This is a genomic window from Clostridium hydrogenum, assembly GCF_021432385.1.
Lineage (GTDB): Bacteria > Bacillota > Clostridia > Clostridiales > Clostridiaceae > Clostridium_S > Clostridium_S hydrogenum.
This window is the reverse complement of sequence record NZ_JAEACT010000003.1, coordinates 768,718-790,721: the sequence shown is the minus strand read 5'-3', so window position 1 is coordinate 790,721 and position 22,004 is coordinate 768,718. Positions and strand designations below refer to the sequence as shown.

Here is a 22,004-nt window from a genome sequence, read left to right as displayed (position 1 = left end):
AACTACGATAATAGACAAGGTTAATACAGTAATAACGCAGGGAGAAACAATTGATGCAATAGTTAATGATAGAGGAAGAATAATTAATTTTTTATATTTAAAAAGTTGAGTCAGCTCATAAATTGTATACAGGTATACAATGGCAATATTAAATTTTAATTTATAAGAAAGGCAGGTACAAAATAGTGAAACAAAATATAACTAGAAAAATTCTACAATCACATTTAGTAGAAGGAAAAATGATTGCTGGAGAAGAGATATCAATTAAAATTGACCAGACATTAACACAAGATGCTACAGGCACAATGGCATACTTAGCATTTGAAGCATTAGGGATACCTAAAGTAAGAACTGAAGTTTCAGTAAGTTATATTGACCATAATACATTACAAGCAGGTTTTGAAAATGCAGATGACCACTTATTTTTACAATCAATTGCAAAAAAACACGGTATATATTGCTCAAGACCAGGTAATGGAATATGCCATCAACTTCATACAGAAAGATTTGCAGTGCCAGGAAAAACTTTATTGGGATCGGATAGTCATACACCGACATCAGGAGCTTTAGGTATGATAGCCATAGGTGCAGGTGGAATGAGCGTAGCAATGGCTATGGCAGGACAGCCATTCCCATTAGTGATGCCTCAAGTAATCAATGTTAAGCTGACAGAAAAATTAAGACCAGGAGTTGCTGCTAAAGACGTTATCTTAGAAATTTTAAGAATTATGACGGTTAAAGGTGGAGTTGGAAAAATATTAGAATACACAGGTTCAGGAGTAGAAACCTTAAGCATAACTGAAAGACAAACAATAACTAATATGGGAGCTGAACTAGGAGTAACAACTTCTATTTTCCCAAGTGATAAAGTAGCTTATGAATTCATGAAAGCACAGGGAAGAGAAAAAGACTGGATAGAATTAGTACCAGATGAAGAGGCTGAATATGATGGAATAATGGAAATAAGCCTTGGGGAAATAGAACCAATGGTAGCTCAACCTAGTATGCCTGATAAAGTAGTTAAAATAAAAGATCTTAAAACTACTAAACTTCATCAAGTGTTTATAGGAAGCTGTACAAATGCATCTTATAGTGATTTAGCTAAAGCAGCAGCTATATTAGAAGGAAAATGTGTTCATCAAGATGTAAGCCTTTCTGTGGCAGCAGGTTCAAAACAAGTTTTTGAGATGATAGCAAGAGATGGAATACTTCAAAAATTAATTTCTGCTGGTGCTAGAGTACTTGAGAGTGCTTGTGGACCTTGCGTTGGAATAGGACAAGCACCACCATCAGCTGGAGTTTCTTTAAGAACTTCTAATAGAAACTTTAGAGGTAGAAGTGGAACAAAAGATGCACAAGTTTATCTGGCAAGTCCAGAAGTTGCAGCAGCCAGTGCGATAACAGGGGTAATAACTGATCCAAAAGATGTAATAGATGTAAGAGTTCTAGAATCAATAAAAGAATCAATGAATCGTATTGTAGATGACAGAATGATAGAAGCACCTGTAGAAAATACAGATGATGTTGTTGTAAGAAGAGGACCCAATATTAAGCCATTACCATTAAGAGGAGAATTAGATGATGTAATAAGTGCACCATGCCTTATAAAAGTAGAAGATAATATTACAACTGATGATATTATGCCTGCTGGTGCTAAAATTCTTCCACTTAGATCAAATGTTCCAGCTATATCACAATATGTGTTTAATGGTATAGATTCTACATTTGCTAAAAGGGCAAAGGAAAGTGAAAATGGTGGATTTATAGTAGCAGGAGAAAACTATGGACAAGGATCAAGTAGAGAACATGCTGCTCTTGCACCTATGTATTTAGGGATTCAAGTAGTTCTAGCAAAATCTTTTGCAAGAATTCATCATGATAACTTAATTAATTATGGAATTTTACCATTGAGATTTACACATCCAGCTGATTACGACAAAATAAATCAAGATGATAAATTAATAATTAAAGATGTTAAGAGATTAGTAAATAAAAGTGAGTTTGTTGTATCAAATGAAACACAAGGATTTGAAATTAAAGTGTATGCAACCTTTTCAGATAGACAAAAAGAAGTGTTATTAGCTGGTGGACAATTAAATTTTATTAAGAACTTACTGTAATAATTAATGAATTAGGCTATGTTTTAAATTAAAAAAAGTGTAATTATAAAAAAATATATACCTTAAAGGAGCGTTAACTATGAACAAAGTTAAATGCGTTTTAATGCGGGGCGGTACAAGTAAAGCCGCGGTATTTCATTATGAGGATATGCCGAAAGATAAAATTAAATGGTCAGATTTTCTTTTAGATGTAATGGGAAGCCCAGATGCAAGACAAATTGATGGTTTAGGTGGAGCTAATTCATTGACGAGTAAAGTTGCAATAATAAAAAAATCAGATAGCAAAGAGTATGATGTTGAATATACTTTTGCTCAAGTTAGTTTAACGGATAGAGTAGTTGATTTTAAAGGAAATTGCGGAAATATTTCTTCGGTAGTAGGCCCATTTGCAATAGATGAGGGATTAGTAGAAGCAACAGGTGAAAAGGCAGAAATAAGAATATTAAATACAAATACAAATAAATTAATAGTTTCAGAAGTAGAAATTGAAAATGGGCGCGCCAAAACTGAAGGTAAGGCTTATATTCCAGGGGTACCGAATCCAGGTTCACCGATATATCTTGGATTTTGTAATCCAGAAGGATCTGTTACAGGGAAGCTTTTGCCTACAGGTAATGTAATTGATTTTATAGAAACTTCTATAGGTAAAATAAGTATTTCTATTGTTGATGCAGCTAATCCTTTAGTTTTTATTAATGCTGAAGATGTTGGGCTAAAAGGTACTGAATTGCCAGATGAATTTACAGATGAAAAGTTAAAGTTAATAGAAGAAATACGTTCTATAGCAGCTGAAATGTGTGGATTTGCAAGTAAGGAAGAGGCAACAAAAAAATCGCCAGCCATACCAAAGTCAACAATTGTATCAGCACCAGCTGATTATTTAGATTTAAGCGGAAATAAAAGAAATAAAGAAGATATGGATTTAGTGGTTAGAATGATGTCGATGCAAAAGCCACATAAGGCACTTGCAATAACAGGTGCAGTATGCATAACAGCGGCTGCTAGTATCAAAGGAACTTTAGTTAATAAGTTGGTACAAAGTAGTAGTGATAAAATTACAATTGGTCATCCAGGTGGTGTTACAGGTACAATAGCTAAATTTAATGGTGAAAAGATTGAAGCTGTAAAAATTCTTAGAACAGCACGTAGAATAATGGATGGTTATGTTTATACGAGAGAAGAGTATTATTAAGTCCTCTTATATTTAGTAATGTATGTTCAATAGTTTGTGATAAATGTGCAACTGAGTGTAGTGTTTTTCAAGATCAGCACTGTAAAGTTTGTGCAGATACTTGTAGGCAATGTTCAAATGAATGTAGAACTATGGCTAGTAAATAATATTTCAATTAGGCCATATTTTAAATAAGTGTGAAAATAAACACTTATTTAAAATATAGTCTTTAATTAAAGTACAAAGCACAGAGACTAATGAAAGGAGCTTTGTTCTTTAATTTTTTTTAAGCATATTATTGCTCACTTTTGCTAGGTATAATAGTTTTGAATTTTTTAAGGATGCTATTTACAATGTTAATATCATTATTTTCAGTACTTTTGTGTGGATACATTTGGGATATAATTAGACTTATTAATTTTTCATCTTTTTTTTGAAGTTTCTTTTCTTGATCATTTATAATAGAATACAACTTATCTATTTTTGTGTTAATTTCAGCATTTGATTTCAATAACCTTTCATTTGATTCAATTAGTTCAGCATAAAGATTGGATTTTTTCAATTTCTCACTTTCTATACCCTGGTTACAATTCATTTTCTCAACCTCCGTATTCATAGATAGACAACTTGAAATGTTAAAATTACAAATTCCAAGTTTATCCTGGCAGAAATGTTTTTTAATTCACAGTTCACGATGCACAATTCACAATGTATGATGATTTATCTTTCGCTCTGCTCAGGTGAATCTTAAAACTTAATAGTGTCATCTGCGCTGAACGCTATAGCTTAAGATTTTTCTACGCACGCGTAGAAAAAGCATCCTTCACTATCTTATGTCAATTGTCCACTGAGATAAATTGCAATGTGACAGGATGAATTTGGTATTATTAATTTTAAACTTTCAGGTTGTCTATCTATAGTTTGTAGGTGAACTAGGTTCACTATATACCATATTTTACCATATGGTTTGAGATATGTATAGATAAACTACTTGAAATATTAAAATTACTAGCACTAAATGTATCATGTTAAATTACAATTTAACACAGAGTACGGAGTACAGAGTACAAAGTACAATGAAGGACGATTTTTCTCCGTTAGCACTGCGAAAAATCTAAAAACTTATTTTTTTATTGCTGCGCAATGGCACCATATATGGTGCTCAGCGAAGCTGACACCATTTAAGTTTAAGATTTACCTGAGAGAAGCGAAAGACAAATCATCATTCACTGTACTCTGTACTTTGTACTTTGTACTCTGCTTTTCAAATTGTAATTTGTCAGGATAAACTTGGTGGTTATAATTTCTATTTTTCAGGTAGTATATCTTTAGATGGTACATTAAATAAAGGATTGTATTAGTAGGAGATACCTAATACATATATCTCCTAATGTAATGAATTACATTGGAGGATATGTAAGGAATAAACGTTGTAAAATTAAAAATAATATAGTAAAATGTATACTAATTCGAAAAAATGACTAATTACATAAAATTATTGCTCAATATGGTTAATATATGTAAGTAGTTAATATGATTTTTTTGGTAAAAGGGAGGAAGTTTATGAGAAGTATAAAATCAAAAATAACACTAGTTATTTGCTTAGTATGTGCGTTAGGCTTAATATTATCATCAGCAGTTACATACTATATATCTTACAATTCAATAACACAAGAATCAAAAGAAAAATTTCTGCAGACTTCTAATAAATATGCAGAAACAATTAATGGATGGTTTGATGGTCAAGGTAAAATAATTAATGAAATGGCAAATCACATAGAATTTATGGGGGATTTGGATAATAAAAGCATTATGGCATATTTCCAAAGGGAATTGCAAAGTAACACATATGCTTCAGATGTATACATAGGATTTTCTAATAAAAAAATTATTGTTGGAAGTGGCTGGATTCCACCTGCAGATTTTGATTGCACTCAAAGGGATTGGTATAAAAGCGCTATTGAAAAAAATGGTTTGGTTTATTCTAGTCCATTTTTAGATGCAAAATCAAAGCAGATGATGATAAGTGTGGCTAAACCTGTAACTAAGAACGGAGAGGTAATAGGCGTAATAGGCTGTGATCTTAAACTATCATCAATTACGAGCATTCTTGAAAAAGCAAAGATAGCAGATGGTAGCTATGCATTTTTGTTGGATAGTAATAATAATATCCTTGTACATCCTAATAAGGCATTTAAGCCTACGGAAAAAGGTCTTCAAAATATTAAAAATGTTATGAATGGAAAATACTTAAAACTTTTAAGTAGCAATTATGTTAAGTTAAAAGACTATAATGGTGAAGAGAAGTACTTTATAAAATCTAAAGTAAGTGTAAATAACTGGACAGTTGGATTTTCAATTCCTGTAAAAGTAGTAATGAAGCCTATTAATACTTTGATATTATCATTTATTGTGATTATAGTAATTACTCAAATGATTGCTATTTTAATTTCAATGTATTTTGGAAGAAAATTAACATATCCAATAATTTGCTTATCTGAAATGGTAAATAAAATATCTAGGTTGGATTTAACATATGATGATAGACATGATTTTTTGCTAAAATACAAAGATGAGACAGGCAGACTTGCTAAGGCATTTAAGGTAATGAATGATGAATTTGCAGGGTTAATTAAGGAAATAAAAAATGGATCTGAGGATATAAGTGCCACTAGTGAGGAACTTTCAGCGACAACTGAGGAACTTACATCAAAGTTTGCCTCAATAAATGAGGCAACAAAAAATATAAGTGAGGGAATACAAGAAACAAGTGCATCTTCACAGGAAATAAGCGCAGCTATAGAAGAAGTAAATTCAGGTATAAGTAATTTGTCAGAAAAGGCTTTAGAAGGAAGAAATGTTTCTAGTCAATCTAAACAAAGAGCTATGAAAATTAGAGATAAAGGTGAAATTTCCATAGAAAGAACACGAGATATATATAAGGAAAAAAGACAAAGAGTATTAGAATCAATTGAAGAGGCAAAAGTTGTAGAAAATATAAAAGCCATGGCAGAGACAATAGCAGGCATATCGGAACAAACAAATTTACTTTCACTTAATGCGTCCATAGAAGCAGCAAGAGCTGGAGAACATGGCAAAGGATTTGCAGTGGTTGCAGATGAAGTTGGAAAACTTGCTCATCAAACTTCTGAGTCTGTAATAGTTATCCAGAATACAATTGAAAAATTAGAAAATGTATTTAAACATAGTTCTGATAACAGTAATGATATGTTAGAATTCATAAATAAAAATGTAGATCCGCAATTTGAAGATTTTCAGAATATGGCAAATCAATATTATAATGATTCAAATTTCGTTGATAATATGTCGGAAAAAATATCAACAATGTCAGAAGAAATTGATAGTGCAGTAGGTCAGGTAAGTTTTGCAATACAGAATATGGCTGTAAGTGCACAGAAATCATCTGAGCATGCTGAAGTAATAGAACAAAGTATGGACGAAACAGTAAAGGCCGTAGAACAAGTTTCAAAAACGGCACAAAACCAAGCTGAGCTTGCTGAAAAACTTAATGAAATGGTAATAAAGTTTAAAATCTAGTGAAAAGGTTGTTGTAAAATATATGTTTTGCAACAACCTTTTTGTTGCAAATTTATAAGTAAATTGGTATACTAATAAATAATTATTACAGTGATAAATAATTTGCACAAAATACTGTCTTTTGGCATTATGCTGCAAATTTATTTTGGTAGTTTCACTATACATGGTGGGGGAGCGTGACAAAAATTAATGCTTATTTAAAAAAATATGTGCCACTAGTAAGTTTTTTAGGTGAAGTTTTAGGAAAAAATACAGAAGTTACACTGCATGACATAACAAGTATAGATAAGTCAGTTGTTGCTATTGCAAATGGACAAGTAAGCGGCAGAAATATTGGAGCACCTGCTACAAATTTAGTCTTAAAAGTATTAAAGGATGGAAAGTACAATAATAAGGATTATTTAACAAATTACAAGGGGATATCTTCTAGTGGCAAAACGCTAAAGTCTTCAACATATTTTATAAAAGATGATAATAATGAAATTGTAGGTATGTTGTGTATAAATATGAATTTAGATAGGTTTAAAGAATTTAAAGACTTTCTAGATGAATTTATAAATATAGAAGAAAATAATTTAAAAGAGGAAGAAGTAGAAAGATTTGATAATTCCGTTGAAGAAGTTGCAGTTGAGAGTATGGAGGAGATTATTAAAAACATAGGAATACCTCCAGAACGTATGTCAAAAGAAGAGAAGGTTATGGTTGTAAAAAAGTTATATGAAAGTGGAGTTTTTTTGTTAAAAGGGACTGTGACTGAAACAGCATTAAAATTAAAAACATCAGAGGCAACAATATATAGGTATTTAAATAAAATTAAAAAAGAAGGAAGTGAGAGTTAATGTACAAAACAATGCTTGAATTATTGAATAAGGAAGTTGTACTTGCGCTTGGTTGCACAGAACCTGTGGCTGTGGCTTTAGCAACCGCAAAATGTAGAGAGACTTTAGGAAAGCTGCCTGAAACCATAGAAATATTAGCTAGCGCAAATATACTTAAAAATGGCATGGGAGTTGGAATACCAGGAACAGGTATGATTGGACTTCATATTGCAGCAGCACTTGGTGCTTTCAGTGGAAATTCAAATAAATTATTAGAAGTGCTGTCAGATGTTAAAGCAGAAGATGTTAAAGCGTCTCAAAAAATGATTGATGAAAAAAGGGTAAATATTAAGCGTAAGGATACTGAAGAAAAACTTTATATTGAAGCAATATGTAAATATAAAGATGAATGCTCGAGAGTTATTATAAAAGGTAATCATACTAATATAGTGATGGTTGAATATAATGGAAAAAAGATTTTTGAAAAGGGGATTCAAAGTAAGGATAGCATCAATAGTGAAAATGAACAAGAAATTACTGTAGATGATATATATAAATTTGTAAATGAAATTGATATTAATGAAATTAGTTTTTTACTTAAGGGAGCTTTGATAAATAAAAAATTATCTGACGAAGCTTTAATAAATAATTACGGATTAGGAGTTGGAAAGAATCTTCGTAGCAGTGTGCAAAAGGGTATAATTAAAGAAAATATAGAGGTTAATGCAAAATATGTTACGGCAGCAGCTGTAGATGCAAGAATGGCAGGATGTCCACTCCCTGTAATGACTAACTCTGGTAGTGGAAATCAAGGCATAACAGTTTCACTACCGGTTTTAGCAGTGGCAGAAAAGTTAGAAATTGACGAAGAAACTTTAATAAGAGCTCTTGCACTTAGTAATTTAATAGCTATACATATAAAAAGAAATCTTGGAAGACTATCAGCTTTGTGCGGTTGTGTGGTTGCGTCAACTGGAGCGTGTTGTGGTATAACTTATATTTTAGGTGGGAAACTTGAAAATATAAAATATGCAATTAAAAATATGATAGGTGATATATCAGGAATGGTATGCGATGGAGCAAAATGTGGATGTGCCCTAAAAGTGTCCACAGGTGTAAGTGCAGCCATTCAAGCCTCGATGCTTGCTTTAAATGATGTTGAGATATCACAAAATGATGGAATAATTGATAAAGACGTTGAAAAAACTATAAAAAATCTATGCGAGCTTGGCACAAAGGGCTTAAAAGAAGCAGATGATGTAATACTGAATATAATGACTTGCAAATAATAAACATTGAGAAACAACTGAAACAGAGTACAAAGTACAGAGTACAGAGTACAATGAAGGTTGATTTACCTTTCCTTGCGTTAGGTAAATCTTAAACTTAACTTTTGTCAGCTTTGCTGACAAAAGTAATGACGCGATTGCGTAAGCAATTAAAAATAAGTTTTAAGATTTTCTGGGGTGAAACTTAAGAAAATCAACCTTCATTGTACTCAGTACTTTATACTTTGTACTTTGATTTATTACTTCTTGCAACCGATTGCACTAGGATGTATAATATTAGAATGAATAACATAAAATGCTATACTAGATAAAAGCGGGGAGGGTTGGTTCGATTGATAGAAGTACAAAATTTAAAAAGGGAATTTAAAATGAACAAAAAATATCCAGGGTTTAGAGGAGCGATAAAATCATTTTTTTCAAGAGAATATACTATTAAAACTGCAGTTGACAATATAAGTTTTAATATTGCTGATGGCGAGGTTGTGGGATACATAGGGGCTAATGGTGCAGGGAAATCTACAACAATTAAAATGATGACAGGAATATTAACGCCAACTTCAGGCAGTGTGCTTGTAAACGGTATCGTTCCTTATGAAAAGCGACAAGAAAATGCGAAAAATATAGGTGTGGTTTTTGGTCAGAAAACACAGTTGTGGTGGGACTTACCCTTATCGGAGACATTTTCACTATTAAGGGATATATATGATGTAGAAGAAAAAGCGTTTAAGGAAAGAATGGATTTTTTAAATGAAACCTTAGGACTAGAGGATTTTATGCTTAGCCCAGTAAGAACACTTTCGTTGGGACAGCGAATGAGGGCAGATCTTGCAGCAGCTTTTATTCATAATCCAAAGGTTATATACCTTGATGAGCCGACAATAGGGTTAGATGTGGTAGTAAAGGAAAATGTCAGAAAAGCCATAAAAAAAATTAATGAGGAATATGGAACAACTATAATATTAACCACTCACGATTTAGATGATATTGAAGAATTATGCAATAGAATAATCATAATAGACAATGGAAAGAAAATATATGATGGAAGTGTAAGTAAAATAAAGGAAAAATACGGATATATGACAGGTATAGAAGTTCAAATGAAAGAAAAAGTAGAACTTCAAGAAGTTAATTTTATTAAGAATCTAGATGCTGAAAATATAGAAATTAAGACTGTGGATAATAAAGTTAATATAAACTTTAATAAGAATAATATTTCGGCAGCAGATATAATTCAAAAATTAATTGGAAAGTTCCATATTTTAGATTTCTCTATAAGTGAGACAAGCATAGAGGATATTGTTAAGAAGATATATAGAAGCGGGGTGTAGAAAGTGAAAAGAAGAAATAAGTTAAAAATGTATCTACCCTTTGCAACTAATGTTTTTCAAAGGCTGTTATCCTATAAAGCTAACGTAATTATATTTTTAATCGGAGAATTTATGATGCTTGCAGTAAGTTACTATCTTTGGAAGGCCATATATAGGAGTTCTTCAAGTGCTACAATAAATGGATTTTCCTTAAATCAAATGATTATATATATATTGATATCGTTCCTAACAAGTTTAATCATTTCCGTTGATATATTAAGTGACGTATATAAAGAAGTAAGGGATGGTTCTATTGCTATTAATCTTATAAGGCCCATTAGTTATGAGAAAAGAATGATGTTTCAGGCTTTGGGAAATGTGATGTATAATTTTACATTAATATTTATAGTTGGTTTTATTGGCATAAGCGTATTATTCTATAGCTATACGGGAAGTTTAAGCATTATAAATATTCTATTATATTTAGCTAGCACTATAATAGGAGTATTCATTAATTTTTATTATAGTTATTGTTTTGCACTGCTTTCCTTTAAAATAACAAATATGTGGGGATTATCTCAAATAATGCAGGCTATAACACAATTGTTATCTGGTGCTTTAATACCAATAGTGTTTTTCCCTAAGATACTCCAAAAAGTTATAGAAGTTTTGCCATTTAGTTCGGCAATATATACACCATCAATGATATATTTAGGAAAATTAACAGGTACTTCATTAATAAAGGCATTATCAATTCAAATATTTTGGATGATAGTGTTATCCATAGTTGCCAAGGTTATGTGGAATGGTTTGATTAAAAAACTTACTATTCTAGGAGGTTAATTCATTATGAAGAGATATTTTAAATTATATATACAGTTTCTTAAACAATACGTAAAATCTTTAATGGAGTATAGAATAGATTTTGTATTAGGATTAATAGGTTTTATCTTCGTTCAATTAACTGGAGTAGTTTTTATACAACTTATATTTAACAATATACCAAGTTTAGCTGGATGGAGTTTTTATGAAATTCTATTTATTTACGGATTTGCACAAATACCAAGGGGAATTGATCATGTACTTACGGACAACTTGTGGATGTTAAGTGGAAATATAATAGTACAAGGTAATTTTGATAGATATTTAATAAGACCATTAAATCCATTATTTCAACTTATAGCAGAAAGATTTCAGCCGGATGGTTTTGGAGAAATAATTATTGGAGTAATTTTAGTGGTGACTTCATATAGCAAATTAAATATAAAACTAACATTTTTAAATTTATTACTTATGATAATTGTAATAATATTTGCAAGTTTTATATATACCGCAATTAAGCTTGCTGTTGCAAGTATAGCCTTTTGGGTTAAATTTGCACAAAGCTATTTGTTTATGACATATCAATTAAGTAGTTTTGCTAAATATCCAATGGGTATATATCCTAAAGTAATAAGCGGTATATTAACTTTTATTATACCTTTTGCATTTACAGGGTATTTTCCAGGAGCCTATTTTCTTGGTAAAGTAAGTTTTTTTTATGGCATAATATTAACTTTGTTAATTAGTGTTATAAGTATATTTATAGCTTATTTCATATGGCTTAAAGGGATGAAGAGGTACGAAAGTTCTGGAAGTTAAATAACAATAAGCTTTGCGAAATAAGACACAATGATCAAAGCCTTAATAAATTTAGGCTATGTTTTAAATAAGTGTTGATTTTCACACTTATTTAAAACATAGTAAAACAGTTTCAAAATGATTGGAAAATTATTTTGAGGCTGATTTTTTTATGTGTTTTGGAAATACTAGAATAGAGTACAAAGTAAAGCATTAATTAAAGGAGGAATAAAACATGAACTTTCCATCATCTTTTCCTATGCAACATCAAAATCATCATCCGGGTTTTGAATATGAAATGAATCCAGCTCCAATTTATAATGACGAAGCTTATAATAAAAAAGGAGAACTTTTAAGTGGCAAAGTTGCCATAATCACAGGAGGCGACAGTGGTATTGGAAGGGCTGTTTCCGTAGCATATGCTAATCAGGGGGCAGATATAGTTATTGCTTATTTTAATGAAAATAAAGATGCGGAAGATACTAAAAAAATCATAGATGGACTTGGAAGAAAATGTACATTAATTTGTGGGGATATAAGCCAAGTTGATTTTTGTAATACCGTTATAGATAAAACTATTAAGGAATATGGGAAAATAGATATATTGGTAAACAATGCTGCTGTTCAATATGAATGTAAGGATATAAAACAATTACCTGATGAGCAGTTTGATAAAACCTTTAAAACTAACGTATATGGGACTTTTTATATGACAAGAGCAGCTATGCAGCATCTAAAAGCTGGTGGATGCATAATAAACACAGCTTCAGTAGTAGCTTTTAAAGGAAATGAAACTTTAATAGATTATTCAATGACTAAGGGAGCTATTGTAGCATTTACAAGATCTTTATCCACAGCGCTAGCAAAGGGGAAAACTGGCATAAGGGTAAATGCTGTTGCTCCAGGACCAATTTGGACACCATTTATTCCATCATCTTTTGGTCAGGAAGAAGTTGCAAAGTTTGGTTCCGATACTCCAATTGGAAGAGCAGGACAGCCAGTTGAGTGTGCTGGTGCTTATGTATTTTTAGCTTCAGATTGTGCTTCATATATTACAGGTCAGACTATTCATGTTAATGGTGGGGAAATAGTTAATGCTTGAATTAGGCATTTTAAAGCAAATGAGGATAGTATAAGAAAATAGCTTTTAAATTGTTTTAAATTACAAAACAATTATATATTGTGAAGCAAAGTGTAGTGGGATTAATCAAAGGTTATTTGATTAATCCCACTACACTTTGCTTCGTAATATTTAAGATTTGTGTATAAAATAGACTTGTTAGACAGTCCATTTTTGCTAATATCAAATCTTAGACGGCTTTTTATTGCAAATGATTTTAGAATTGTAATGAAATTTGTTTACAAAAATTTTTAAGTTTGCTATAATTATTGGTAATTGAGATAACTTGTGTAAATAAAGGGGAGCTTAGAAAATGGAAAAATTGGTGATGACGGATGGTGAAAAGATTAAAAACATTCGAAAAAAGTATAATCTAAAGCAGGATGAGATTTCTGGTGAAGATATAACAAGAAACCTAATAAGTGAAATAGAAACCAACAAAGCAAATATAACTAAAAAGACAGCAGAGATAATCATAAAAAATTTAACGGAAATTGGTAAAAAGAAGGGGGTTAAGGTTACAGAAACAGTTGATTATTTGACAGAAAATCAAATTAAACAAGCCACTAAGGTTCTTGATGATTACATAGCGGAATTAAAAGCATTAAGTATTTCTAAAGACAATAGTTTTATTGGGGTTCTTAAAGATACAGAAGAATTTTTAATAAATTGGGATATTAAAGAGAAAAAAATAATAATATATGAATTAGCTGGGGATTATTTTTATAATCAAGCTGAGATTTATAAAAGCATTTCTTATTATGAAAGAGCCTTGGAACTAACAAATAAAATAGAATTAACAGAGAATTTATTGACACTTTTAAGAAAGTTATCAATGGTTTATGGCTATATTGGAAATTATAGTGAGAGTATAAAATGTTGTGAATTTGCACTTAATCGTTTTTTAGGCATGTCTAAAGAGAATACTATTATTTTTATTTATAATAGTGCTGTTTCATATGAAAGATCAAAAAATTTTACTAATGCATTGGATATGTTAAATAAGGCAGAACAATTAATTGATGAGAGTGATATTCATAAATATTTTAAAGTTTTAACTACAAAAGCTGTTTGTTTGAAGAATTTGGGAAATTATGAAGAGGCGCTTGAAATATATTTTAAGCTTATAAAAATAATAGAAAGTAATAACATATATATGAAATTAGTTACACATATAAATCTTATAAATGTTTATATGAAACTTAATGAAACCGATAATATAATAAATAGCCTTAAAATTATAATTAATGATTTGCCACATTCTGATGATGTTGAATATGCGAATATATATTTTGAAGTAGGATTAACGTATAAATATCTTGGTGATTTAAAGAATGGGGAGAATTATTGCCTTAAGTCTTTAAAACTTGCTAAAAAGCAAAAAGATTACTTTTTAGTTAATAAAATACTTAGCTCTTTAATAGATATATATAATACTTTAAACGATTGTGATAAAATGGAAGATATAAAAGATGAAGTTTTTTTTCTTGCAAGTAATGAGGAAAAGCTTAGTCAAAAGCTTATTTTAAAGTTAGTTGATTTTTATAGCAATAACATGAAAAAAATTAAAGAAATAACTAAATTTGCTTTAAAATTTGAATAGGGGGAATATTACTATGAAATTAAAAAGGAAAAAGAAACTACCAATCATATTTGCTTTATGTGCAATATTATTTTTTTCAGCAATAATTATAAATTTTAATACTACAAAAACATTAGGTGATATTGATGGTGGGTATATGAAGTTTTATTCAGTTCACCTAGTATTTAATAATTATTTTTTACATTAATATTAAAATGATAAAATTAAAGATTCTCCTGTAGTGTGGAAGTTACAGGAGAATTTTTATGTTGTTTTGGTTTAGAATTAAGTTATTGTTATGGCAATATTAGTTATAGCTTTAGTGATAAAATTAATATTGTATAGATATTAAAAATAGGGTAAAATAAGATGAAATGAGGTGGTATTTATGGAGAATGAAATATTGGAAATACTAAAGCAAATTCAAAAGGAACAAGTAAAAACTTCTGAGCGTTTAGAAAGATTAGAAGAGGGCCAAAAGAATTTAACAGAAGGTCAAAAGAAGCTAGAGGAAGGTCAAAAGAAGTTAGAAGAAGGTCAAGAAAGAATTGAGAAAAAGCTTGATAGTGTTCATGAACAAACCGCTGATTTGACAGAATTTAGAACGGAAACTAAAGAAAGTATTGATAATTTAAGGAAGGACATTAATGCAGTAATTAATGTTACTAAAACAAATTGTTATGATATAACTTATTTAAAGTCCGCAAAATAATAAAAATTAGAATTAAAATTCAAGCTGTTTGATTGGCTTGGATTTATTTTTTTAATAGATTTTTAATATTTTAAGTATATTCGATAAGTGTAGTTGGTTTTAATTAGAGATATGCCAGTTGAAACAGAGAAATTACAATTTAACGCAGAGTACAGAGTACAGAGTACAGAGTACAGAGTACAACGAAGGATGATTTTTCTCCGTTAGCACTACGAAAAATCTGAAAACTTATTTTTTTATTGCTGCGCAATTGTGCGATGTATGGCGTTCAGCGAAGCTGAAACCATTTAAGTTTAAGATTTACCTAAGCAAAGCGAAAGGTAAATCATCATTCATTGTACTCTGTACTCTGTCATCTGTACTCTGCTTCAATAAGAAGGTGATAATTTGAAAAATTTTAAGATTCTTTTAGTAGAAGATGAAAAGCAAATGACAATATTTATAGAGTTAGAGCTTAAGCATGAAGGTTATGAAGTAGATATAGCATACGACGGTAGAGAGGCTTTAAATAAAGTAGATAGCACAGAATATAATTTAATACTTCTTGATATTATGATTCCCAAATTAAATGGTGTGGAGGTTTGCAGAAGAATAAGGCAGTTTTCTAATGTGCCTATTGTAATGCTTACAGCTAAAAGTGATATAACTGATAAGGTTTTAGGACTGGATGCAGGGGCAAATGATTATATAACTAAACCCTTTGCCATAGAAGAATTGTTAGCAAGAATAAGAGTGCATGAAAGAAGTGCAATGTTAAAAAATAATGATAAATTGATTAAAGTTAAGGATATAGTTTTAGATAATAAAAAACATCAAGTATGGAGAGCTGGCAAACTAATTGAACTCACAAAAAAAGAGTATGATCTTCTTGAAATGCTTCTAATTAATAAAAATATTGTACTTACAAGGGAAAAATTGATAGAGGAAGTTTGGGGATATGATTACTCTGGAGATACAAATGTAGTAGATGTATTTATAAGATATTTAAGAAGCAAGATAGATGACGATTTTCAAGAAAAACTTATATCTACTATAAGAGGTGTAGGCTATGTTATTAAAGAGAATTAAATGCTTTTTTAAGAAAATTAAGAGTGCAAAGATTTCCACAAAGTTAACTGTGATTTATGCTATTATGTTTTCTTTAGGACTGCTTATTTTAAATGCATCAATTTTATTTGGCGTAAAATATTATCTTTATAGTCAAGCCAATAAGCAAATAGAGGATATGCAAACTATAATGTCAAATAAAGTTACCTCTCGAAGTAACACAATAGCGCTAACTGATAAGAGACTTTTTTCTGATGTACCTTCTAAGGAAAACATATTTTTAAAAATAACGGATCAGAATGGAAAAGTATTAAATTTATCGCCAGGCTTTGATTATAAAATTAAGCAAGTACACAATAAAGGAAGCGGAATAGAAAAGCACATTAAAGATAATGAAAGACATTATATATATAACAATGTTTCTTTTAAAAGCTATAAAAATGGCACTGTGTATGTTCAAATAGTAAAAGATATGCACAGTGAATATCTTTTTATGAAGGTATTGTTTGTTGTTATGGCTGCAGCTGATTTTATAGGTATTATAATATCAATAATACTGGGATACATGGTAAGTAAGAGAATGTTAAAGTACATTGATTATATAACTAATACTGCTCAAAATATAAGTGCCAATAATTTAAAAGAAAGAATATATGTAAAAGGTCCTGACGATGAGCTTAAAAGGCTAGCTAATACTTTTAATAATATGATAGATAGACTTCAAGGAGCTTTCAATAGGCAGTCGCAATTTGTGTCAGATGCTTCTCATGAACTTAGAACTCCTATAGCAATTATTCAAGGATACGCGAATTTGCTTAATAGGTGGGGGAAGAATGATGCAGAGGCATTAGAAAAGTCAATTTATGGCATTAAAGTAGAGGCTGACAATATGGCAAGTTTAATTGAAAAGTTGCTTTTTCTGGCTAAGGGGGATAGTGGTATTCAATTAGTAGAAAAAAACAAATTTTGGCTTAATGAATTAATTGATGAAGTAGTGAAAGAAAGTAAGCTTATAGAGAAAAATCGTAAAATATCCTGTACTAAAAATGAGGCTGTGGAGATTATGGCAGATTATAAGATGATAAAGCAAATGTTAAGAATATTTATAGATAATAGTATTAAATTTACACCAGTTAATGGAAGCATAGATGTAAGTTTAGAAGTATCTTTAAATACAGCACGGATAACTGTTAGCGATAATGGAATTGGAATACCTAAGGATGAAATTGAAAATATATTTAATAGATTTTATGTTGTAGATAAATCAAGAACTAAAGAAGTAGGAGGATCAGGACTTGGCTTATCTATTGCTAAATGGATTGCAGAGGTGAATAAAGGTAATATAGATATAAAAAGTGAAGAAGGTAAATGGACAAAAGTAATGATAATATTAAAATTAAGGTAAATCAATAATATTGTATGACATTAAATAAATGTCATAAATCTAAGAAGCTAATTGTCTTGAAACTATAAAAATAACAAGGGGCGGTGCATTAAAGGATGCATCTGCCCTTTTATTATTTGGATATGTTTTAATTAAATTCCAATCATTTTTAAGGCAAATCTAAGGGTTTTTTAATCTAAATTTAATCTAGATTGTTGATAATTTATAACATAAATAAGGGATGTATTAGAGATAAACAATTTGCAATTTAGATTTTTAAAGTAGTATATCTAGAGAGAAACTAGCTCAACTACAAGCTATATATGCACCATAATCCCTTGAAGATTGGTATTTTGGAACATAAATAGTTTAAGTTTCGCACTAGTTTCACTATATAAAGAAGGGATGGATGTAGCAATGAAGATAATGTATTCAATACAAAAGTTTGATAATTCAATTTTAGTTGCTATTAAAAAATACATTCAAAATAAGTATTTAGATAGAATAATGCCTATAATAACAGGGATGGGAAATCTGGGTATTATATGGGTTGTAATAGCATTAGCTTTAATGTTGGACAAACAATACAGAGAAATTGGAAATATAGTAGTGTTAACGCTAATAATAAGTACTATTGTTGGAGAGGGAATAGTAAAACATGTAGTTAGACGGGTTAGACCTTGTAACTTTTACAATAACCTCAGTCTTTTAATTGAAAAACCAGTATCATATTCTTTTCCTTCTGGGCATACTTTATCTTCCTTTGCAGTTGCAGAAGTGTTATCGAAATATTGGAGTCAGTACAAGCTTATATTTATAGGAATAGCGTTATTAATAGCTTTATCAAGATTATATCTGTATGTCCATTATCCTACAGATGTTATAGCTGGAATTGTAATTGGAATACTATGCTCCAAATTAGTGTTTATGATTCTACAAGGAGATTATATAACAAAGCTTACTGTTTTTTGTCAAAATGCATTATAGAAAGGATAAATAAGAATGAATATGGAGATTTTTAGATTAATAAATAACTTAGCAAATAAAAATTCAATTTTAGATAAAGTAATGATTTTCTTTTCAAAGGATGTACCGTATATATTTATGGCAGCTGTTTTAATAATATTTATTTTGGGCATTATGCAAAAGGATGCTCATTGTAGAAAGGTTGTTGTTAGTACTTTTTTTATTACAGTAATTAATTTAATTTTGAGTTTCATTATTGGAAATATATATTATGTAGATAGACCTTTCGTTCACAATAAGGTAAATGTTTTATTTCCTCATGTAGAGGATGCATCATTTCCAAGTGATCATGCTACTGGAACAATGAGTATAGCATTAGGATTTACAAAGTATAATAAATTATTTAGCAGGATATTAATGGGATTATCAGTTATTGTAGGATTTTCAAGAGTATATGTTGGGCATCACTATCCAAGTGACGTTATAGGAGCATATATAATGGTTTGGATAACAAATTATATTTATAATTTAAAATTGAGAAATAAAGTTGAAAGTTTATATGAAATAGTTGAAAAGAAAGCGTTAATAATGTTGGGGGGGAAGTCACTATATAACTAAATTAAGTCATAAATTTTAAACATTGCTAATTAAATCAATTCACAGTTCACGATGCACAATTCACAATGAAGGTGGATTTTCTGTAGCAAAGCTACAGAAAATCTTAAAACTTATTTTTTTTATTGCTTACGCAATAGCACCATTTATGGTGCTAAGCGAAGCTTATAATTTAAGATTTACCTGACGTAAGGAAGGCAAATCATCCTTCATTGTGCATTGTGAACTGTGAATTGTAAATTGATTAAGTTGGTTCGCGATAATTTTAGATTGAGAACAAAATGATATAGTATTTTATATACTATTAGTAATACCTAACAATATTTAAGGAGATATTTGATGTATATTAAAGAATGTCCATATATGAGAATGGCAAATGCGTACATTGCTATATGTAATGATCTTGAAAAAAGGCTAATTGAGGCGTTAAAGGGTGAACAAGATGCGCAGGAATTTTATAAAAGATTGTTAACTATGGCAAAGGATTCGGAAGATAAAAATATTATTTCAAAAATTTACGGGGATGAGGGAGAGCACTTTAATAACTTCAGTAAGCTATATAAACAGCTTACTGGTAGAAATCCTATGTTACCACCTCCACAAAAACCTAATATACCCGATTATTTAACGGGTATTAGAAAAGCAATTATGGATGAAACAGATACTTATGCATTTTATAAAGATACGTTTATGTGTACTAATAATGTAGCTGCAAAAGAAATATTTTTGGATGCATTTACAGATGAAAATGAACATGCTATTAGATTTAACTATTTATTTACTAAAAATAAGTAATTTGTAGCAAAAATCCCCTGTAAGGTAGTTGAAAAAACTACTAACTTATAGGGGATTTTTATGTCATAAAATATTTTTAATTTTTATTGCAAAATTACATGTAATTTTATATACTAAATATATAAGAAAAGTAGGAAATAAGGAGGGGGCAAAATGCAAAAATCAGTTGAAATTAAAAGTGGAAAATTAACCTTAAGGGGTAGTGTGCATATTCCAGAAAATTTAGATAAAAAAGTACCAATGGTAGTAATTTATCATGGCTTTTGTGGGAATAGGATGGGGCCACACTTTATATTTGTAAAGTTATCTAGGGCTTTAGAAAAATTGGGGATTGCAAGTGTTAGATTTGATTTTGCGGGTAGCGGAGAAAGTGACGGAGACTTTAAAGCTATGACTTTTGGGGGAGAAATTAAAGATGCTAATAATATATTAGATTACGTTAAAAAATTGGATTTTGTGGATAAAGAAAAAATAGCATTACTCGGTTTTAGCATGGGAGGGGCCATTGCTAGTGTTATAGCAGGGGATAGAAAAAATGAAATTAATACTCTTTGTCTATGGGCTCCAGCAGGGAACATGCAAGAAGTTATTTTATCTGAGGTGTATATAGGAGACAAGTATGGAGATTTCATGAAAAAAGGAACTTTTGATGTAGAAGGGCTTTTGCTTGGAAAGGATTTTGTTGAAGATATAAAAAGGATAAATATATTTGAAAGGGCAGCTAAATATGATAAAAAATCAATTATAATTCATGGGAATAAGGATGAAATAGTTCCCTTCAGTACTTCACTTAAGTATTTAAATATTTATGGAGAAAAATCAGAATTAAAAACTATAGACGGTGCAAATCATATATTTGAAAAGAATTCTTGGGAAGAAGAAGTTATTGAAGTTACAAAAAAATATTTTGATAAAATGTTGAATTAACAGAATATAAGGAATAGTAGATAGTTTGATTGAACGTACAAACTATCTACGGAAAATAGAGAGTTATTGAAAACTAGCATTGGTTTCCATTTAGTAAAACTTTTTTGATTTTTTGTTCTATTGGCGTCATATAGTGTTCTTTTTTTATTGCAAGTGATATATAAAAATTTATAGGTTCTGCAAGAGGTACTGTTTTAATAGTAGGCATGTTTTTAACAGCCATATGTATCATTATACCTATTCCGAGTCCAGAACCAATAAGGGATTTGGCTGTTTGAATTTCGTCTGTAGAATAAAAGTTATCTAAAGAAGCACCGTTTTTTAAAAATATATTTTTTAGCACTTCATTATGTATATAAGCATCTCCTAAAACAATAAACTTTTCCTTTGAAATATCCTTAAAATTTAGGCTTTCTTTTTTAGAAATCGCATGATTTTTGCTCATGCAAACCATAAATTTATCTATTTTTAAAATAGTTGCAGCTATATCAGTTGATTCTATTGGAGCAAGCGAGCCTATTAGAGCCATATCAACTTCATCAGATAAAATTAGATTTTTCATGGCAGCAGAACCTGTCTCAACAAGTTCAATATTTTCTGCAACTCCGTTCTTAACCAACTGTTCCATAAATGTAGGGAAAAAATAAGCACCTATTATAGGAGGAACTCCAAGTTTAATTTTGCGTCCAACAACTTTAGAAATTTCAAATTTTGTTTCATTTAATTCGTTAAATATATTAATAACATGTTTTTCGAGAATTTTTCCAGCCTCAGTTAATGAAAATTTGCTTAAGGAATGATCTCGCACAACAAGTTTTCCGCACAATTCTTTTTCAAGTCTGTGAAGTGCCATAGTTACAGAAGGCTGTGAAACATAAAGTACCTTAGCAGTTTCAGTAAAATTTTTTGTTTTGCATAGACAATTAAAGTATTCTAAATCTCTTAAGTTCATAGTACAACCCCTTTATACAAT

At 30.0% G+C, this 22,004-nt stretch carries 21 protein-coding genes; 19 read left to right on the top strand and 2 right to left on the bottom strand.

Annotated features, from left to right (window positions below; all coding sequences use genetic code 11):
- Positions 1-185 precede the first annotated feature (185 nt).
- From CUEA01_RS16755 to CUEA01_RS25310, 3 genes are all read left to right on the top strand, one after another.
- Complete coding sequence (locus tag CUEA01_RS16755) at positions 186-2,120, top strand: aconitate hydratase (RefSeq protein ID WP_234122890.1); 1,935 nt, start codon at positions 186-188, stop codon at positions 2,118-2,120.
- Between the two features lie 79 nt (positions 2,121-2,199).
- Positions 2,200-3,312: a 2-methylaconitate cis-trans isomerase PrpF family protein gene (locus CUEA01_RS16750; protein ID WP_234122888.1), complete on the top strand. Its 1,113-nt coding sequence runs from the start codon at positions 2,200-2,202 to the stop codon at positions 3,310-3,312.
- An 8-nt stretch (positions 3,313-3,320) separates the two neighbouring features.
- Positions 3,321-3,458 carry a four-helix bundle copper-binding protein gene (locus CUEA01_RS25310; protein WP_407929269.1) on the top strand — a complete coding sequence of 46 codons (138 nt, stop codon included), beginning with the start codon at positions 3,321-3,323 and terminating at the stop codon, positions 3,456-3,458.
- Between the two features lie 128 nt (positions 3,459-3,586).
- Here CUEA01_RS25310 and CUEA01_RS16745 read toward each other — a convergent pair whose 3' ends face one another.
- Positions 3,587-3,886 carry a hypothetical protein gene (locus CUEA01_RS16745; protein ID WP_234122887.1) on the bottom strand — a complete coding sequence of 100 codons (300 nt, stop codon included), beginning with the start codon at positions 3,884-3,886 and terminating at the stop codon, positions 3,587-3,589.
- A gap of 968 nt (positions 3,887-4,854) precedes the next feature.
- On the opposite strand from CUEA01_RS16745, the gene CUEA01_RS16740 reads away from it, so the two are divergent.
- The 16 genes from CUEA01_RS16740 (at position 4,855) to CUEA01_RS16665 (ending at position 21,031) form a co-directional block, all read left to right on the top strand.
- Positions 4,855-6,849 (top strand): methyl-accepting chemotaxis protein, encoded by a 1,995-nt coding sequence (locus tag CUEA01_RS16740; RefSeq protein WP_234122885.1) that lies wholly within the window; start codon positions 4,855-4,857, stop codon positions 6,847-6,849.
- Between the two features lie 176 nt (positions 6,850-7,025).
- Positions 7,026-7,688 carry a helix-turn-helix transcriptional regulator gene (locus CUEA01_RS25185; protein WP_234122884.1) on the top strand — a complete coding sequence of 221 codons (663 nt, stop codon included), beginning with the start codon at positions 7,026-7,028 and terminating at the stop codon, positions 7,686-7,688.
- The gene (locus CUEA01_RS16730; RefSeq protein ID WP_234122883.1) at positions 7,688-8,956 is read left to right on the top strand and encodes an L-cysteine desulfidase family protein; all 1,269 of its coding nucleotides are present in this window, start codon (positions 7,688-7,690) and stop codon (positions 8,954-8,956) included. The genes CUEA01_RS25185 and CUEA01_RS16730 overlap by 1 nt, the downstream gene beginning before the upstream one ends.
- Before the next feature lie 332 nt (positions 8,957-9,288).
- Positions 9,289-10,284, top strand: a complete 996-nt coding sequence (locus tag CUEA01_RS16725; RefSeq protein WP_234122882.1) for an ABC transporter ATP-binding protein — start codon at positions 9,289-9,291, stop codon at positions 10,282-10,284.
- A gap of 3 nt (positions 10,285-10,287) precedes the next feature.
- The gene (locus CUEA01_RS16720) at positions 10,288-11,106 is read left to right on the top strand and encodes an ABC transporter permease (protein WP_234122881.1); all 819 of its coding nucleotides are present in this window, start codon (positions 10,288-10,290) and stop codon (positions 11,104-11,106) included.
- A gap of 6 nt (positions 11,107-11,112) precedes the next feature.
- A complete protein-coding gene (locus tag CUEA01_RS16715; RefSeq protein ID WP_234122880.1) occupies positions 11,113-11,904 on the top strand; it encodes an ABC transporter permease in 792 nt (263 codons plus the stop codon).
- A 214-nt stretch (positions 11,905-12,118) separates the two neighbouring features.
- Positions 12,119-12,985: an SDR family oxidoreductase gene (locus tag CUEA01_RS16710; protein WP_234122879.1), complete on the top strand. Its 867-nt coding sequence runs from the start codon at positions 12,119-12,121 to the stop codon at positions 12,983-12,985.
- Between the two features lie 331 nt (positions 12,986-13,316).
- Positions 13,317-14,606: a helix-turn-helix transcriptional regulator gene (locus CUEA01_RS16705; protein ID WP_234122877.1), complete on the top strand. Its 1,290-nt coding sequence runs from the start codon at positions 13,317-13,319 to the stop codon at positions 14,604-14,606.
- Positions 14,607-14,619: 13 nt separating this feature from the next.
- Positions 14,620-14,793, top strand: a complete 174-nt coding sequence (locus tag CUEA01_RS16700) for a hypothetical protein (protein WP_234122876.1) — start codon at positions 14,620-14,622, stop codon at positions 14,791-14,793.
- A gap of 180 nt (positions 14,794-14,973) precedes the next feature.
- On the top strand, positions 14,974-15,297 hold the full coding sequence (locus CUEA01_RS16695) for a hypothetical protein (RefSeq protein WP_234122874.1): 324 nt from the start codon (positions 14,974-14,976) through the stop codon (positions 15,295-15,297).
- Positions 15,298-15,684: 387 nt separating this feature from the next.
- Complete coding sequence (locus tag CUEA01_RS16690; protein WP_268906195.1) at positions 15,685-16,365, top strand: response regulator transcription factor; 681 nt, start codon at positions 15,685-15,687, stop codon at positions 16,363-16,365.
- Complete coding sequence (locus CUEA01_RS16685) at positions 16,346-17,749, top strand: HAMP domain-containing sensor histidine kinase (RefSeq protein WP_234122872.1); 1,404 nt, start codon at positions 16,346-16,348, stop codon at positions 17,747-17,749. Before CUEA01_RS16690 ends, CUEA01_RS16685 begins: the two co-directional genes overlap by 20 nt.
- Before the next feature lie 405 nt (positions 17,750-18,154).
- Positions 18,155-18,715, top strand: a complete 561-nt coding sequence (locus tag CUEA01_RS16680) for a phosphatase PAP2 family protein (RefSeq protein ID WP_234123373.1) — start codon at positions 18,155-18,157, stop codon at positions 18,713-18,715.
- A gap of 15 nt (positions 18,716-18,730) precedes the next feature.
- Positions 18,731-19,312: a phosphatase PAP2 family protein gene (locus CUEA01_RS16675; RefSeq protein WP_234122870.1), complete on the top strand. Its 582-nt coding sequence runs from the start codon at positions 18,731-18,733 to the stop codon at positions 19,310-19,312.
- A 336-nt stretch (positions 19,313-19,648) separates the two neighbouring features.
- Positions 19,649-20,104: a ferritin-like domain-containing protein gene (locus CUEA01_RS16670; RefSeq protein WP_234122869.1), complete on the top strand. Its 456-nt coding sequence runs from the start codon at positions 19,649-19,651 to the stop codon at positions 20,102-20,104.
- A 153-nt stretch (positions 20,105-20,257) separates the two neighbouring features.
- Positions 20,258-21,031: an alpha/beta hydrolase gene (locus CUEA01_RS16665; protein WP_234122868.1), complete on the top strand. Its 774-nt coding sequence runs from the start codon at positions 20,258-20,260 to the stop codon at positions 21,029-21,031.
- A 73-nt stretch (positions 21,032-21,104) separates the two neighbouring features.
- Here CUEA01_RS16665 and CUEA01_RS16660 read toward each other — a convergent pair whose 3' ends face one another.
- Positions 21,105-21,983 carry a LysR family transcriptional regulator gene (locus CUEA01_RS16660; protein ID WP_234122867.1) on the bottom strand — a complete coding sequence of 293 codons (879 nt, stop codon included), beginning with the start codon at positions 21,981-21,983 and terminating at the stop codon, positions 21,105-21,107.
- Positions 21,984-22,004 lie beyond the last annotated feature (21 nt).

Excerpts from the sequence above, each read along its gene's own strand:
- CUEA01_RS16750 (WP_234122888.1), top strand. The coding sequence starts at position 2,200 with ATGAACAAAGTTAAATGCGTTTTAATGCGGGGCGGTACAAGTAAAGCC.
- CUEA01_RS16745 (WP_234122887.1), bottom strand. The coding sequence starts at position 3,886 with ATGAATTGTAACCAGGGTATAGAAAGTGAGAAATTGAAAAAATCCAAT.
- CUEA01_RS16740 (WP_234122885.1), top strand. The coding sequence starts at position 4,855 with ATGAGAAGTATAAAATCAAAAATAACACTAGTTATTTGCTTAGTATGT.
- CUEA01_RS16730 (WP_234122883.1), top strand. The coding sequence starts at position 7,688 with ATGTACAAAACAATGCTTGAATTATTGAATAAGGAAGTTGTACTTGCG.
- CUEA01_RS16715 (WP_234122880.1), top strand. The coding sequence starts at position 11,113 with ATGAAGAGATATTTTAAATTATATATACAGTTTCTTAAACAATACGTA.
- CUEA01_RS16710 (WP_234122879.1), top strand. The coding sequence starts at position 12,119 with ATGAACTTTCCATCATCTTTTCCTATGCAACATCAAAATCATCATCCG.
- CUEA01_RS16705 (WP_234122877.1), top strand. The coding sequence starts at position 13,317 with ATGGAAAAATTGGTGATGACGGATGGTGAAAAGATTAAAAACATTCGA.
- CUEA01_RS16700 (WP_234122876.1), top strand. The coding sequence starts at position 14,620 with ATGAAATTAAAAAGGAAAAAGAAACTACCAATCATATTTGCTTTATGT.
- CUEA01_RS16695 (WP_234122874.1), top strand. The coding sequence starts at position 14,974 with ATGGAGAATGAAATATTGGAAATACTAAAGCAAATTCAAAAGGAACAA.
- CUEA01_RS16685 (WP_234122872.1), top strand. The coding sequence starts at position 16,346 with ATGTTATTAAAGAGAATTAAATGCTTTTTTAAGAAAATTAAGAGTGCA.
- CUEA01_RS16680 (WP_234123373.1), top strand. The coding sequence starts at position 18,155 with ATGTATTCAATACAAAAGTTTGATAATTCAATTTTAGTTGCTATTAAA.
- CUEA01_RS16675 (WP_234122870.1), top strand. The coding sequence starts at position 18,731 with ATGAATATGGAGATTTTTAGATTAATAAATAACTTAGCAAATAAAAAT.
- CUEA01_RS16670 (WP_234122869.1), top strand. The coding sequence starts at position 19,649 with ATGTATATTAAAGAATGTCCATATATGAGAATGGCAAATGCGTACATT.
- CUEA01_RS16665 (WP_234122868.1), top strand. The coding sequence starts at position 20,258 with ATGCAAAAATCAGTTGAAATTAAAAGTGGAAAATTAACCTTAAGGGGT.
- CUEA01_RS16660 (WP_234122867.1), bottom strand. The coding sequence starts at position 21,983 with ATGAACTTAAGAGATTTAGAATACTTTAATTGTCTATGCAAAACAAAA.